The sequence below is a fragment of the Klebsiella sp. CN_Kp088 genome (genome assembly GCF_040064335.1).
GTDB classification, from domain to species: domain Bacteria; phylum Pseudomonadota; class Gammaproteobacteria; order Enterobacterales; family Enterobacteriaceae; genus Klebsiella; species Klebsiella aerogenes.
The window spans coordinates 94,654-108,667 of the sequence record NZ_JBEAIQ010000030.1 but is presented as its reverse complement, the minus strand read 5'-3'; the positions used below and the strand labels follow the sequence as shown (position 1 = coordinate 108,667).

The 14,014-nt window shown below is 58.8% G+C and carries 16 protein-coding genes; 13 read left to right on the top strand and 3 right to left on the bottom strand.

Translation table 11 applies throughout. The annotated features are described in order from the left end of the window. Positions 1 to 89: 89 nt before the first annotated feature. Positions 90 to 1,442 (bottom strand): alpha-glucosidase/alpha-galactosidase, encoded by a 1,353-nt coding sequence (locus ABLV08_RS19625; RefSeq protein WP_032709635.1) that lies wholly within the window; start codon positions 1,440 to 1,442, stop codon positions 90 to 92. Positions 1,443 to 1,681: 239 nt separating this feature from the next. Here ABLV08_RS19625 and melR point away from each other — a divergent pair, with 239 nt between their 5' ends. Next, on the top strand, positions 1,682 to 2,620 hold the full coding sequence (gene melR, locus ABLV08_RS19620; protein WP_032715623.1) for a transcriptional regulator MelR: 939 nt from the start codon (positions 1,682 to 1,684) through the stop codon (positions 2,618 to 2,620). Positions 2,621 to 2,670: 50 nt separating this feature from the next. On the opposite strand, the gene proP is transcribed toward melR, so the two are convergent. Further along, positions 2,671 to 4,173, bottom strand: coding sequence for a glycine betaine/L-proline transporter ProP (proP, locus tag ABLV08_RS19615; RefSeq protein WP_015368691.1), 1,503 nt, complete (start codon positions 4,171 to 4,173; stop codon positions 2,671 to 2,673). A 534-nt stretch (positions 4,174 to 4,707) separates the two neighbouring features. On the opposite strand from proP, the gene ABLV08_RS19610 reads away from it, so the two are divergent. The 12 genes from ABLV08_RS19610 to phnP all read left to right on the top strand — a co-directional run bounded on the left by ABLV08_RS19610 (position 4,708) and on the right by phnP (position 13,597). After that, on the top strand, positions 4,708 to 5,043 hold the full coding sequence (locus ABLV08_RS19610) for a zinc ribbon domain-containing protein YjdM (protein WP_015368693.1): 336 nt from the start codon (positions 4,708 to 4,710) through the stop codon (positions 5,041 to 5,043). 284 nt (positions 5,044 to 5,327) lie between these two features. Further along, positions 5,328 to 5,762: a VOC family metalloprotein YjdN gene (gene yjdN / locus ABLV08_RS19605; protein WP_015704080.1), complete on the top strand. Its 435-nt coding sequence runs from the start codon at positions 5,328 to 5,330 to the stop codon at positions 5,760 to 5,762. A gap of 156 nt (positions 5,763 to 5,918) precedes the next feature. After that, on the top strand, positions 5,919 to 6,644 hold the full coding sequence (phnF, locus tag ABLV08_RS19600; protein WP_348856185.1) for a phosphonate metabolism transcriptional regulator PhnF: 726 nt from the start codon (positions 5,919 to 5,921) through the stop codon (positions 6,642 to 6,644). After that, positions 6,645 to 7,097, top strand: coding sequence for a phosphonate C-P lyase system protein PhnG (gene phnG, locus ABLV08_RS19595; protein WP_015368696.1), 453 nt, complete (start codon positions 6,645 to 6,647; stop codon positions 7,095 to 7,097). Beyond that, positions 7,094 to 7,678, top strand: a complete 585-nt coding sequence (gene phnH / locus ABLV08_RS19590; protein WP_348856184.1) for a phosphonate C-P lyase system protein PhnH — start codon at positions 7,094 to 7,096, stop codon at positions 7,676 to 7,678. The genes phnG and phnH overlap by 4 nt, the downstream gene beginning before the upstream one ends. Next, complete coding sequence (locus ABLV08_RS19585; protein WP_348856183.1) at positions 7,679 to 8,743, top strand: carbon-phosphorus lyase complex subunit PhnI; 1,065 nt, start codon at positions 7,679 to 7,681, stop codon at positions 8,741 to 8,743. Next, the gene (locus tag ABLV08_RS19580) at positions 8,736 to 9,584 is read left to right on the top strand and encodes an alpha-D-ribose 1-methylphosphonate 5-phosphate C-P-lyase PhnJ (RefSeq protein ID WP_015368699.1); all 849 of its coding nucleotides are present in this window, start codon (positions 8,736 to 8,738) and stop codon (positions 9,582 to 9,584) included. Before ABLV08_RS19585 ends, ABLV08_RS19580 begins: the two co-directional genes overlap by 8 nt. Continuing rightward, on the top strand, positions 9,581 to 10,339 hold the full coding sequence (gene phnK, locus ABLV08_RS19575) for a phosphonate C-P lyase system protein PhnK (RefSeq protein ID WP_015368700.1): 759 nt from the start codon (positions 9,581 to 9,583) through the stop codon (positions 10,337 to 10,339). Before ABLV08_RS19580 ends, phnK begins: the two co-directional genes overlap by 4 nt. A gap of 107 nt (positions 10,340 to 10,446) precedes the next feature. Further along, positions 10,447 to 11,127, top strand: coding sequence for a phosphonate C-P lyase system protein PhnL (gene phnL, locus ABLV08_RS19570; RefSeq protein ID WP_045362692.1), 681 nt, complete (start codon positions 10,447 to 10,449; stop codon positions 11,125 to 11,127). Continuing rightward, positions 11,124 to 12,260 (top strand): alpha-D-ribose 1-methylphosphonate 5-triphosphate diphosphatase, encoded by a 1,137-nt coding sequence (gene phnM, locus ABLV08_RS19565; protein ID WP_045362689.1) that lies wholly within the window; start codon positions 11,124 to 11,126, stop codon positions 12,258 to 12,260. Before phnL ends, phnM begins: the two co-directional genes overlap by 4 nt. Then, on the top strand, positions 12,260 to 12,823 hold the full coding sequence (gene phnN, locus ABLV08_RS19560; protein ID WP_015368703.1) for a ribose 1,5-bisphosphokinase: 564 nt from the start codon (positions 12,260 to 12,262) through the stop codon (positions 12,821 to 12,823). The genes phnM and phnN overlap by 1 nt, the downstream gene beginning before the upstream one ends. Before the next feature lie 15 nt (positions 12,824 to 12,838). After that, on the top strand, positions 12,839 to 13,597 hold the full coding sequence (phnP, locus tag ABLV08_RS19555; protein ID WP_348856181.1) for a phosphonate metabolism protein PhnP: 759 nt from the start codon (positions 12,839 to 12,841) through the stop codon (positions 13,595 to 13,597). A 22-nt stretch (positions 13,598 to 13,619) separates the two neighbouring features. Here phnP and yjdP read toward each other — a convergent pair whose 3' ends face one another. Continuing rightward, positions 13,620 to 13,973, bottom strand: a complete 354-nt coding sequence (gene yjdP / locus ABLV08_RS19550; protein WP_047740157.1) for a DDRRRQL repeat protein YjdP — start codon at positions 13,971 to 13,973, stop codon at positions 13,620 to 13,622. Between the last annotated feature and the right edge of the window lie 41 nt (positions 13,974 to 14,014).

The window sequence follows — 14,014 nt, the reverse complement described above, 5'->3', positions numbered from 1 at the left end:
GTACAGGTCGCTGTCGCCAGCGCCTCCTTTAGCGTTTGATAGAGCATGGCAGGCGCCGCCGGGCCAGATCCCCCGGCGGCATGAGAAGATTAGCGGTGCAGCCAGGCCGGCAGCCAGTCGCCGTGGCTGGCGATCAGATCATCCACCAGCGCGTAGATCTCTTCGATCCCCAGCACCGCAGCGGTGTGCGGATCCATCATCGTGGCGTAATAAACGTAATCCCGGTCTTCGTTGAGGATCGCCTGCGTCAGCAGCGTCTGCACGTTGATGTTGGTCTGCATCAGCGCCGCCAGATGCGCCGGCAGCGCGCCCACTTTCGTCGGCTGGATGCCGTTGGCATCCACCAGGCAGGCAACTTCCACGCAGCAGCCCTGAGGCAGGTTGTCGATAAGATTATCGTTGCGCACGTTGCCGTACACCACGCTTGGCTCGCCGGTCCAGATAGCGTTCATGATGGTGCTGGCATACTCGCGCGAAGGTTTAACCTCGATCCGCTCGCCGCTTTTATAGCTCTCCAGCTCTTTATGCCAGTTGGCCAGCTGCTCGACGCAGCGTTTAGGGTACTCATCCAGCGGTACTTTATAGCGGGCGATAAGATCGTCGCGTCCCGGCTTGATAAACCATGGCGTGTATTCGGCGAAATGCTCCGACGATTCGGTGACAAAGTAGCCCAGCTTTTTGAACATCTCATAGCGGACGATGTTTTCGCAGCGCGGATTGCCATGCAGGTTCGGTTTCGGCGCCCGCCCTTCGGCGTAGGCCTGCAGCAGGTCGGGATAGATACTGACGTAGCTGCCGTCCGCGAGCTTTTTCTCCAGCGACAGATAGAACGCCATATGGTTAATCCCCGCGCAGCGGTAGCGTAAATCCGCCGGGTCGAGGTTAAGATCGCGCGCCAGCTCTTCTGCTGTGCCTTGCACCGAGTGGCACAGACCCACCTGCTTGATATGCGGATAGCGGGCGTACATCGCCCAGGTGTTCATCGCCATCGGATTAACGTAGTTAAGCATGGTGGCGTTTGGGCAAACCTCGGTCATGTCGTCGCAGATAGCCCACAGGTGCGGGATAGTGCGCAGCGCGCGCATAATGCCTCCCGGTCCCAGCGTATCGGCAATGGTCTGCTCAAGGCCGTGGCGTTTACAGACTTCGAAATCGGTGACAGTACAGGGTTCATAGCCGCCAATCTGGAAGGCGACGACGACAAAATCGGCGTCGCGCAAGGCGGTTTTACGATCGCGATGGCAGCTAATTTCGCCATTCGCACCGACGGAATCCATCAGCTTTCGCACCACGGTATGCGACTCTTCCAGCCGGGTTTCGTCGATATCCATCAGCGCGATATGCGCCGATTTCAACGCCGGGCGCTGGAAAACATCACCGAGAATATTTTTAACAAACACCGTCGAACCGGCGCCGATAAAGGTAATTTTTGGGGCGGACATCGCGCTCTCTCCATCAGGTCATTGAACACTTTCAGAGTGGCATGCCGCTCGCCGCTGCGCTGCCCCGTTCCCACCGGAGCATTCCCGGAAACTCAGATCGGCCATTGAACGCCACAAAATCTGAGTTTTTGGGAATAGATCGGCTTAAAAGGAGAGAAAACGGGCCGATGATTCCGCTAAGCTGTAATCAGTTCAGGCTAAAAACGCAGCCACTCTGACGATCCAGGAATCCGCCCATGATGGAACACCGCTTCACTTCCCTGCCCCCCGACCCGCACATGTGCAGCAGCGATGAAAAGCAGAGCCGCAGCCCGCTGGCGCTCTATTCCGAGTATCAGCGCATGGATATCGAACTGCGCCCCCCGCACGCCATGGCCACCAGCCACTGGCACGGCCAGGTAGAGGTCAACGTGCCGTTCGACGGCGACGTGGAGTATTTGATTAACAATGAAGTGGTGCGCATTGAGAAAGGCTATATCACCCTGTTTTGGGCCTGTACGCCGCATCAGTTGACCCGCCCCGGCGACTGCCAGCAGATGGCGATATTCAACCTGCCGATGCATCTGTTTCTGTCGTGGCCGCTGGATCGCGAACTGATAAACCACGTCACCCACGGGATGGTGATTAAATCTCTCGCCGCCCAGCAGTTAAGCGCTTTTGAAGTGCGCCGTTGGCAGCAGGAGTTGAATCACGAGAATGAACAGATTCGCCAGTTGGCGATCGATGAAATCGCCCTGATGCTCAAGCGGCTGAGCCTCGCCGGCTGGCAGCCGATTCTGGTTAATAAGACCTCGCGCACGCACAAGAACAGCGTCTCGCGCCACGCGCAGTTTTATGTCAGCCAGATGCTGGAATTTATCGCCGCCCATTATGACCAGGCGCTGACCGTCGATGCCGTCGCCGAGCACGTTAAACTCAACCCGAACTACGCGATGGGCGTTTTTCAGCGGGTGATGCAGCAGACCATGAAGCAGTACATTACCGCCATGCGCATCAATCACGTGCGCGCGCTGCTGAGCGATACCGATAAGACCATTCTTGATATCGCCCTCACCGCCGGGTTCCGCTCCAGCAGCCGCTTCTACAGTACCTTTACCCGCTATGTCGGCATGCCGCCGCAGCAGTACCGTAAATTGAGCCAGCAGCGCCGCCACAGCCTCGCGTCGCCGCAGCCATAAAAAATGCCGCCGGGGTCTCCCACGGCGGCATTTTTCACAGCTTAAAACGGTTAGTCGTTGATACGTGGATGCTGCTGTACCAGACGGGCGCGTTTTTCCTGCAGGTCGGCGATTTCCTGATCGATATCTTCGATTTTATGTTCGATGTTATCGTAGTGCTCGCCCAGAATTTCTTTCGCTTCCTGGATATCGGACGCCGCCGGCGTCGCCCCTTTCAGCGGACGGTTAGCGGTCTCTTTCATCGACAGGCCGGTAATCAGGCCAATCACCGCAATCACCATCAGATAGTAAGCCGGCATCATCAGGTTCTGGGTGGTTTCCACCAGCCATGCCGCCAGCGTCGGCGTCAGACCGGCGATCAGCACCGAGATGTTAAAGGCGCTGGCCAGAGCGCTGAAGCGGATGTGGGTCGGGAACATCGCCGGCAGCGATGAGGCCATCACGCCGATAAAGCAGTTCAGCACCACCGCCAGCAGCAGCAGACCGGCGAAGATCAGGCCAATCACGTTACTGTTAATCATGATAAAGGCCGGGATAGACAGCGTGAACAGCGCAACGCTACCCACCAGGATAAACGGACGACGGCCAAAACGGTCACTCAGCATGCCGATAACCGGCTGGACAAACAACATGCCGACCATGATGGCGATAATAATCAGTACGCCGTGATCTTCCGAGTAGTGCAGGTTGTGCGACAGGTAGCTCGGCATGTAGGTCAACAGCATGTAGTAGGTCACGTTAGTGGAAATCACCAGGCCAATACAGGTCAGCAGGCTGCGCCAGTGTTTGGTGGCAATCTCTTTAAAGGAGACTTTCGGACCCTCCTGCAGGCCTTCGCGGTCGCCCTGTTCAAGGGTATCCACGTGCTGCTGGAACGCCGGCGTCTCTTCTAACGCGTGACGCAGGTACAGGCCGATAATCCCCAGCGGCAGCGCCAGGAAGAACGGAATACGCCAGCCCCAGTCGAGGAAGTTCTCTTCGCCCACGACGCTGGAAATCAGTACCACCACGCCTGCGCCCATTACGAAGCCGGCAATCGAACCGAAGTCCAGCCAACTGCCCATAAACCCGCGTTTACGGTCAGGCGAGTATTCGGCCACGAAGATCGACGCCCCGGTATATTCGCCGCCTACCGAGAAGCCCTGCGCCATTTTACACAACAGCAGCAGAATCGGCGCCCAGATACCAATGGTGGCATACGACGGAATAAGACCGATACAGAATGTACTTATCGACATGATAACGATGGTGATCGCTAAGATTTTTTGTCGACCGTATTTATCGCCGAGCATCCCGAAGAACAGGCCGCCGAGCGGACGAATCAAGAAAGGAACCGAAAAAGTACCGAGCGCGGCAATCATCTGCACGCTGGGATCGGCATCGGGGAAGAAGACTTTACCGAGGGCATAAGCCACAAAACCATACACACCGAAATCGAACCACTCCATCGCATTACCGAGCGAGGCCGCGGTGATGGCTTTTCGCAGCTTGCTATCATCGATGATAGTGACATCCCTAAGCGTAATCGGCTTTATTTTTTTCCTTTTAAGCATACTTTTCCTCTGTGCTATCGCCTTGAGCGCACGACTCCTCGCCAAATGACGAGGTCATTCGCGACGTACGTTGGGAGCGGCGAAGTGCTGTGCTCCACATTTCAAGCGTAGCAGGTTTGCCTGCACTGTCTTTCTGACAGAGTGTACAACCGAACCTGTTGACGCCTGCTCTGGCCTTAAATTAATAATTCACTTACCAAATAAGCAGTGACGAATTTACTTACATCCCTTTTTACCCTACCAGCGTTTAAATTTGGGATCAACTTCACGAAAAATTCGCCCAGCTTAATTACAGAGCCAAATAAAATGAATAAGTTCAATCTCTGTTTCACCACCGATGTTTATTTCTGGACTTTATTAACGTCTGTTTTTCAGCATATTCTCCGCAAAGCCAAAATAATTACCCTGCGTTATTTCCTGGAAAAAATACCCGACAAAAGTGCGGGATTGCGCTATAATCAGCCGCACTTTCGGCTCACAGCCGCTGTTTAACGGACCAACGTCCTGTTTTTCCCAGTAATCACGAGGAACGCCATGCAACTTCCACACTGCCCAAAATGCCATTCTGAATACACATATGAAGATAACGGCATGTACATTTGCCCGGAATGCGCCCACGAGTGGAACAATGCCGAGCCGGCCGACGATGCCGACGCGCTGATTGTAAAAGACGCTAACGGCAACTTACTTGCCGATGGCGACAGCGTGACCGTGGTGAAAGATCTGAAGGTAAAAGGCAGTTCTTCAATGCTGAAAATCGGCACCAAAGTGAAGAATATCCGTCTGGTCGAAGGCGATCACAACATCGACTGCAAAATTGACGGTTTTGGCCCGATGAAGCTGAAATCTGAATTCGTCAAAAAGAACTAATTAATTTTTTTTACGCCAGCACCATTATTTTTCCGGCGCTGGCGGCAACCTCGCCGGCGCGTACGAATATCAGCGGCGGATAGTAGTGAAATTATATCGCGCATTTCGCCAAAATTATTCCCGGAACCTTCCAGCTAAACCGCGCGATCAATTCTCATTTCGTCTCTGCCTTCCCGCCACGCGGCGACGCATTTTCAGAAAAATTCACCCCGCTTTGCCGCCTGGCTTCTTTTGCCCGTCACCAACTACGCTTTATGGGTCATTGGTTATCTGAGGTCATGGTTATGTCCCTGAGTCCTTACATTGCTTTTAGCGGCAACTGCGCTGCTGCCATCGCCTTCTATCAGCAGGCGCTGGGGGCGCAGCTTATCCACCAAATCACCTACGGCGAAATGCCGCAGAGCGCCCAGGATGCCGAAGATGGTTGCGCCTCCGGGCAACATCTAGCCGCCGACTGCATTGCCCACGCCAGCCTGCAGGTCGCCGACAGTATTTTGATGTTGAGCGATAGCCCCAGTAGCGACATGGAACATTACGCGGGATTCGTCCTCGTGCTGGAGCCGAAAGATATTGCTGAAGGCAAACACTGGTTTGAGGCGCTGGCCGATGGCGGGCGCATCGAAATGGCATGGCAGGAGACCTTCTGGGCCCACGGTTTCGGCAAAGTGGTCGATCGCTTCGGCGTGCCGTGGATGGTTAACGTCGTCAAACAACCCTAATCTTCTCTCCAGGGCGGCTTCTCCGCCCTGTCATCTCACCGGCATTAACTCTTCATCCTGCGGTCATCGTGACTTAACAGGAATGTAACAAAAACGCGTCAGTATCGGCCCACGCTCAACGGGGAACCCCAAGGTACTTAGTGAGGCTCGATAACCATGTACTTATCCAGACATCCGACCAGTTACCCCACCCGGTATCAGGAAATTGCCGCCAGGCTTGAACAGGAGCTGCGCCATCACTATCGCTGCGGCGACTATTTGCCTGCGGAACAACAGCTGGCGGCGCGCTTTGAAGTTAACCGCCACACCCTACGCCGCGCCATCGATCAGCTGGTGGAACGCGGATGGGTCCAGCGCCGCCAGGGCGTCGGCGTACTGGTATTGATGCGCCCCATCGACTACCCGCTCAACGCCCAGGCGCGTTTTAGCCAGAATCTGCTGGAACAAGGCAGCCACCCGACCAGCGAGAAACTGCTGTCGGTGCTGCGCCCGGCCAGCAGCCACGTTGCCGAAGCCTTTGGCATCGCCGAAGGCGAAACCGTCATTCATCTGCGCACCCTGCGCCGGGTTAACGGCGTGGCGTTGTGTTTGATTGACCACTACTTCGCCGACCCGCGCTTCTGGCCGGTGCTGCAAACCTTCACCCATGGCTCGCTACACGACCTGCTGCGCGACCAACTCGCCATCGAACTGACCCGCGTACGCACCAAAATCAGCGCCCGCCGCGCGCAGGCGAAAGAGAGCAAGCTGCTGGAAATCCCCAATATGGCGCCGCTGCTGTGCGTACGCACGCTCAATAGCCGCGAGGGCGAGACTGTCACGACGGAGTACTCCGTCAGCCTGACCCGCGCCGACATGATTGAATTCACCATGGAGCACTGAATGCACTTCGATACCGCCACCCGCCAGCGTTGGATGTCCGTGCTGGCCCACAGTGAACCGCAGGACCTTCTGGCGCGCATGCAATCGCTGCGGCTGGCGCCGGAGTATGAATTAATTCGCGCCCCGGAAACCGGGCTGGTACAGCTCCAGGCGCGTATGGGCGGCATCGGCGATCGTTTCTTTGCCGGTGACGCCACTCTGACCCGCGCCGCCGTACGCCTGGCCGATGGCACCCTCGGCTACAGCTGGATTCTGGGCCGCGACCGCCCCCACGCCGAACGCTGCGCGGCGATCGATGGCCTGCTGCAATCGCCTCACTATTTTCACACCTTAATGGAAACCCTCATTACCCCGCTGGAAGCACAACGCAGCGCGCGCCTCGACGCCCGCCGCGCCGAAGTCAACGCCAGCCGGGTCGACTTCTTTACTCTGGTTCGCGGAGATAACGCATGACATTACAAACCGCCTTTACCCTACCGGTGCAGGATGCCCAACACAGTTTCCGCCGCCTGCTGAAAGCAATGAGCGAGCCGGGAGTGATTGTCTCCCTGCAGCAGCTTCAGCACGGCTGGCAGCCATTGAATATCGCCTCCACCAGCTTGCTGCTGACCCTGGCCGATCACGACACCCCGGTGTGGATGGCCGCCGCGCTGCATAACGATCTGGTCAGCCAAAATCTGCGCTTTCATACCGGCGCGACGCTGGTGGAACAGCCGCAGCAGGCGGTATTTGCCGTCGCCTGCGACACCATCAGCGCCGAACAGCTTAATGTCCTTTCCGCTGGTACCGTGGCGGCGCCGGAAACCGGCGTCACGCTGATTGTTCAACTAGCCAGCCTGAGCGGCGGACGCATGCTGCGCCTGACCGGCGCGGGCATTGCCGAGGAGCGAATGATCGCCCCCCAGCTCCCGGACTGCATCATCGACGAATTAACCGAACGCCCGCTCCCGTTCCCACTGGGCATTGACCTGATCCTGACCTGCGGCGAGCGCCTGCTGGCTATCCCGCGTACCACCCACGTGGAGGTGTGCTAAATGTATGTTGCCGTCAAAGGCGGCGAGAAGGCGATTAGCGCCGCTCACGCTTTGCAAGAGCAGAAACGACGGGGCGATGGACGGCTTCCCGAACTGAGCGTCGAGCAGATAAGCGAACAGCTCAGCCTGGCGGTGGACCGGGTGATGACCGAAGGCGGCATCGCCGACCGCGAACTGGCGGCGCTGGCGCTGAAGCAGGCCAGCGGCGATAACGTCGAAGCCATTTTCCTGCTGCGCGCCTACCGCACCACCCTGCCGCGGCTGGCGGTCAGCGAACCGGTTGATACCGCCGGGATGCGCCTCGAGCGCCGCATCTCCGCGGTCTACAAAGATATCCCCGGAGGCCAGCTGCTGGGCCCCACTTACGACTATACCCACCGCCTGCTCGATTTTACCCTGCTGGCCAACGGCGAACCGCCGTCGGTGCAGAAAGCCGGTAGCGAAACGCAGCCGACGCCGCACGTCTTCAACCTGCTGGCGCAGCAGAGGCTGGCCAAAGCTGAAGCGGACTGCGGCGCAGCGCCTGACGATATCACCCGTACCCCGCCGGTCTATCCCTGCTCGCGCTCCTCGCGGCTGCAGCAGCTGGTACGCGGCGATGAAGGCTATCTGCTGGCGCTGGCCTACTCGACCCAGCGCGGCTATGGCCGCAACCACCCGTTTGCCGGCGAGATCCGCAGCGGCTACGTGCAGGTGGAAATCGTGCCGGAAGAGCTGGGTTTTAGCGTCAATATTGGCGAGCTGCTGCTGACCGAATGCGAAATGGTCAACGGCTTTGTCGATCCAGAGGATGAGCCGCCGCACTTCACCCGCGGCTACGGCCTGACGTTTGGCATGAGCGAGCGTAAAGCGATGGCCATGGCGCTGGTCGACCGTGCCCTTCAGGCGCCGGAATACGGCGAAGAGATAAGCGGACCGGCCCAGGACGAAGAGTTCGTGCTGGCGCACGCCGATAACGTTGAAGCCGCCGGTTTCGTCTCGCATCTGAAACTGCCGCACTATGTCGATTTCCAGGCCGAACTGGCGCTGTTGAAACGCCTGCAACGGGAGAACGAACGTGGCTAACCCACTGACTGGCTATAACTTTGCTTATCTTGATGAGCAAACCAAGCGCATGATCCGCCGGGCGATACTGAAAGCGGTGGCCATTCCCGGCTATCAGGTGCCCTTCGGCGGCCGCGAAATGCCGATGCCCTACGGTTGGGGTACCGGCGGGATCCAACTGACCGCCAGCGTTATCGGCGAGAACGACGTACTGAAGGTCATCGATCAGGGCGCCGATGACACCACCAACGCGGTGTCGATCCGCCAGTTCTTTAAACGCGTAACCGGCGTCGCCACCACCGAACGCACCGAAGACGCCACCCTGATCCAGACCCGCCACCGGATCCCGGAAACGCCGCTGGTGGAAGATCAGATCCTGATCTATCAGGTGCCGATCCCGGAGCCGCTGCGCTTTATCGAACCGCGTGAAACCGAAACCCGCACCATGCACGCGCTGGAAGAGTACGGCGTAATGCAGGTGAAGCTGTATGAGGATATCGCCCGCTTCGGCCATATCGCCACCACCTACGCCTATCCGGTGAAGGTGAACGGCCGCTACGTGATGGACCCTTCGCCGATCCCGAAATTCGATAACCCCAAAATGCACATGATGCCGGCGCTGCAGCTGTTCGGCGCCGGGCGCGAAAAACGTATCTACGCGGTGCCGCCCTATACCGCAGTCGAAAGCCTCGATTTCGACGATCACCCGTTTAGCGTGCAGGAGTGGGATGAACCCTGCGCCATTTGCGGTTCGCGTCACAGCTATCTTGACGAAGTGGTGCTGGATGACAGCGGCCAGCGGATGTTTGTCTGCTCCGATACCGACTATTGCCGCCAACAGAGCGAGGCGCAGAAAAAATGAGCCAGCCGTTACTTACAGTTAATCACCTGACCCATCTCTATGCGCCGGGAAAAGGTTTTAGCGATGTCTCTTTCGAGCTGTGGCCGGGCGAAGTGCTCGGCATCGTCGGCGAATCCGGCTCCGGTAAAACCACGCTGCTGAAAGCGATTTCCGCTCGTCTGGCGCCACAACAGGGTGAAGTGCGGTATCAACAGCGCTCCCTGTACGCCATGAGCGAAGCCGAACGCCGCCGCCTGCTGCGCACCGAATGGGGCGTCGTGCATCAGCACCCAATGGACGGCCTGCGTCGCCAGGTCTCGGCGGGCGGCAACATCGGCGAACGGCTGATGGCGACCGGCGCTCGCCACTACGGCGACATTCGAGCCACCGCCGAACGCTGGCTGCAGGAGGTGGAGATCCCGCCTTCCCGCATCGACGACCTGCCGACCACCTTTTCCGGTGGCATGCAGCAGCGCTTGCAAATCGCCCGCAATCTCGTGACGCAGCCGAAACTGGTGTTTATGGATGAACCCACCGGCGGGCTGGACGTCTCGGTACAGGCGCGCCTGCTCGATCTCCTGCGCGGGTTGGTGGTGGAGCTGGGTCTGGCGGCGGTGATAGTCACCCACGATCTCGGCGTCGCCCGCCTTCTGGCGAACCGCCTGCTGGTGATGAAACAAGGACAGGTGGTGGAAAGTGGCTTAACCGACCGGGTGCTCGACGATCCGCACCATCCTTACACCCAGCTGCTGGTGTCGTCGGTGTTGCAGAATTGATGCTGTTTTGCCGGATGGCGGCTGCGCCTTATCCGGCCTACAGGTGCGTTATTAGTAGGCCGGGTAAGCGAAGCGCCACCCGGTACTCCAACCCCGAGAGGGCTAAAATGATCCGCGTTGAAAACATCCATAAAACCTTTGTTCTGCACCAACAGCACGGCGTACGCCTGCCGGTGCTCGCCGACGCTTCGCTCACCGTTAACGCCGGGGAGTGCGTGGTGCTGCACGGCCATTCCGGCAGCGGCAAATCGACGCTGCTGCGCTCGCTGTACGCTAACTATCTGCCGGACAGCGGTCATATTCATATCCGCCACGGCGACGAATGGGTAGATCTGGTGACCGCCACGCCGCGCAAGGTGCTGGAAGTGCGTAAAACCACTATCGGTTGGGTTAGCCAGTTTCTGCGGGTGATCCCGCGGATATCCGCACTGGAAGTCGTCATGCAGCCACTGCTCGACCTCGGTACGCCGCGCGAAGAGAGCGCCGCTAAAGCCGCCCGCCTGCTGACCCAGCTCAACGTGCCGGAGCGTCTGTGGCATCTGGCGCCGTCCACCTTTTCCGGCGGCGAACAGCAGCGGGTCAACATCGCCCGCGGTTTTGCGGTCGACTATCCGATTTTACTCCTCGATGAACCCACCGCCTCGCTGGATGCCAACAACAGCGCTGCGGTGGTGGCGCTGATCCAGCAGGCTAAAGCGCGCGGCGCAGCTATCGTCGGTATTTTCCATGATGAAACGGTACGCGGCCAGGTCGCCGACCGCCTGCACCCAATGGGTATCACAGTATGATAATCAATAACGTAAAGCTGGTACTGGAAGACGAAACCATCGACGGTTCGCTGGAAGTGCAGGAGGGACGAATTTACGCCTTTGCCGAAAGCCAGAGCCGGCTGCCCGGTGCCCTCGATGGCGAAGGAGGCTGGCTGCTGCCGGGGCTTATCGAACTCCATACCGATAACCTGGATAAATTTTTCACCCCGCGGCCAAAGGTTGACTGGCCTGCACACTCGGCGATGAGCAGCCACGATGCTTTGATGGTCGCCAGCGGCATCACCACCGTACTCGACGCCGTGGCGATTGGCGACGTGCGCGACGGCGGCGACCGCCTTGAGAATCTGGAAAAGATGATCAACGCGGTGGAAGAGACGCAAAAACGCGGGCTTAACCGCGCCGAGCACCGCCTGCATCTGCGCTGTGAACTGCCGCACCACACCACTCTGCCGCTGTTTGAAAAGCTGGTCGACCGCGAGCCGGTCACCCTGGTGTCGCTGATGGACCACTCGCCGGGTCAACGCCAGTTCGCCAACCGCGAAAAATATCGCGAATATTATCAGGGCAAATATCAGCTCAGCAGCGAGCAGATGCAACGCTTCGAAGAAGAGCAAATGGCGCTGGCGGCGGCCTGGTCGCAGCCTAATCGCCAGGCTATCGCCGCAATGTGTCGGGAGCGCCAAATCGCTCTCGCCAGCCACGACGACGCCACTCATGAACATGTCGCCGAATCCCACCAGCTTGGCAGCGTGATTGCCGAATTTCCCACCACGTTGGCCGCCGCGCAGGCTTCGCGCCAGCACGGAATGAATGTGTTGATGGGGGCGCCGAATATCGTGCGCGGCGGCTCGCATTCCGGCAATGTCGCCGCGCATCAACTGGCCGCCAGCGGCCTGTTGGATATTCTCTCTTCCGACTACTACCCCGCCAGCCTGCTTGATGCCGCTTTCCGCATCGCCGATAGCGACGACAACGCTTTCACGCTGGCGCAGGCTGTCCGTCTGGTCAGCAAACATCCTGCGCAGGCGCTGGGCCTGCATGACCGCGGCGTCATCGCCGAAGGCAAACGCGCCGATCTGGTGCTCGCGCACCGCCGCGGCCAGCACGTCCATATCGATCACGTCTGGCGTCAGGGAAAGAGGGTCTTTTAATGCCTGGAAAACTGATTTGGCTGGTCGGCCCCTCGGGGTCGGGAAAGGATAGTCTGCTGGCCGCGCTGCGCCAGCGTGAGCATCCGCAACTGCTGGTCGCGCATCGCTACATCACCCGCCCGCACCTGGTGGGCTGCGAGAACCATATTGCGCTCAGCGAGCATGAGTTTTTCACCCGCGCCGAGCGTAATCTTTTCGCGCTAAGCTGGCATGCCAACAATAATTACTATGGCGTCGGCATAGAGATCGACCTCTGGCTGCATGCCGGTTTTGATGTGGTCGCCAACGGCTCGCGCGCGCATCTGGCGCAGGCGCGGGAACGTTACGATGACGTACTGGTACCGATTTGTCTCGAAGTTTCGCCAACGGTGTTGCGCCAGCGGCTTGAACAGCGCGGTCGGGAAAATGCCGTGGAAATCGCCCAACGCCTGCAACGCGCCGCGCGCTATAAACCGGCCGATTGCCTGACGTTGAATAACGACGGCAGCCTCGGGCAATCGGTAGAGCGTTTCTTCCAGCTGTTGCGCCAGCACGCCGGACGTGAAGAGAATCAGCATGCCTGAGGGTAAGGTAATACGATGAGCCTGACGATCCGCCTGACCGGCACCGGCGGCGCCCAGCAGGTGCCGGTCTTCGGCTGCGACTGCGCCGCCTGCCAGCGCGCCCGCGTCGATGCACGCTATCGCCGCCGCCCCTGCAGCGCGGTGGTGCGCTTTAACCATGCGGTCACGCTGCTCGACGCCGGGCTGGCGGATCTGGCGGAACGCCAGCCCGCTGGCAGCTTCCAGCAGATTTTATTGACGCATTACCATATGGATCACGTGCAGGGGCTGTTCCCCCTGCGCTGGGGGGTGGGCGATCCGATTGCGGTGTACGGCCCGCCGGATGACATCGGCTGCGACGATCTGTTTAAACATCCCGGCATCCTCGATTTTAGCCACACCGTTATCCCCTTCACGGTATTTGAATTACAGGGGCTACAGGTCACGCCGCTGCCGTTAATCCACTCGAAGCTAACCTACGGCTATCTGCTGGAGTCGGCGCACAGCCGGGTGGCCTGGCTTGCGGATACCGCCGGGCTGCCGGAGAAGACGCTGAAGTTTTTACTTAATAATCAGCCGCAGGTGATTGTCATCGATTGCAGCCACGAGCCAAGAACAGAGACGCCGCGCAACCACAGCGACTTGAATACCGTGCGCGCGCTGAACCAGGTACTTGGCTGCCCGCGGGTGATCCTCACCCATATCAGCCATCAGTTCGACCAGTGGATGATGACTAACCCGCTGCCGAAAGGGTTCGAGGCGGGATACGACGGCATGGAGATCGTGCTGGATTAGCCGGCATTGTGGCCAAGGAAACTCAATAATCGTCGTCGAGGCGGCGCTGGTCGCTCTCCAGCTGGCGACGATCGCTATCAAGCTGGCGCTGGCGTTCATCCAGCTGGCGACGGCGGTCGTCAAGCTGGCGCTGGCGATCGTTATATTGCTGCTGGTTATCCCTACGCTGCTGGCGGCTGCCCTGATAGCTGCCGTCATCGTAGCGTCCGTCGTCATAGCGCCCGTCGTCGTCGTCGGAACGGCTGCTGTCCGGATTGTAGGCATCGTTGATGGCTTGCTGAATATTGCCAATAGCGTCGTCAATAATATCGGCATGGGCCAGTTGGCTGCTCAGCGCCAGCGTGCAAAAAAACAGAGCGGTTGCGTAACGTTTCATCGTGGCCAGTCTCATCAGGGTACTGGTGGTACCTTAATCAA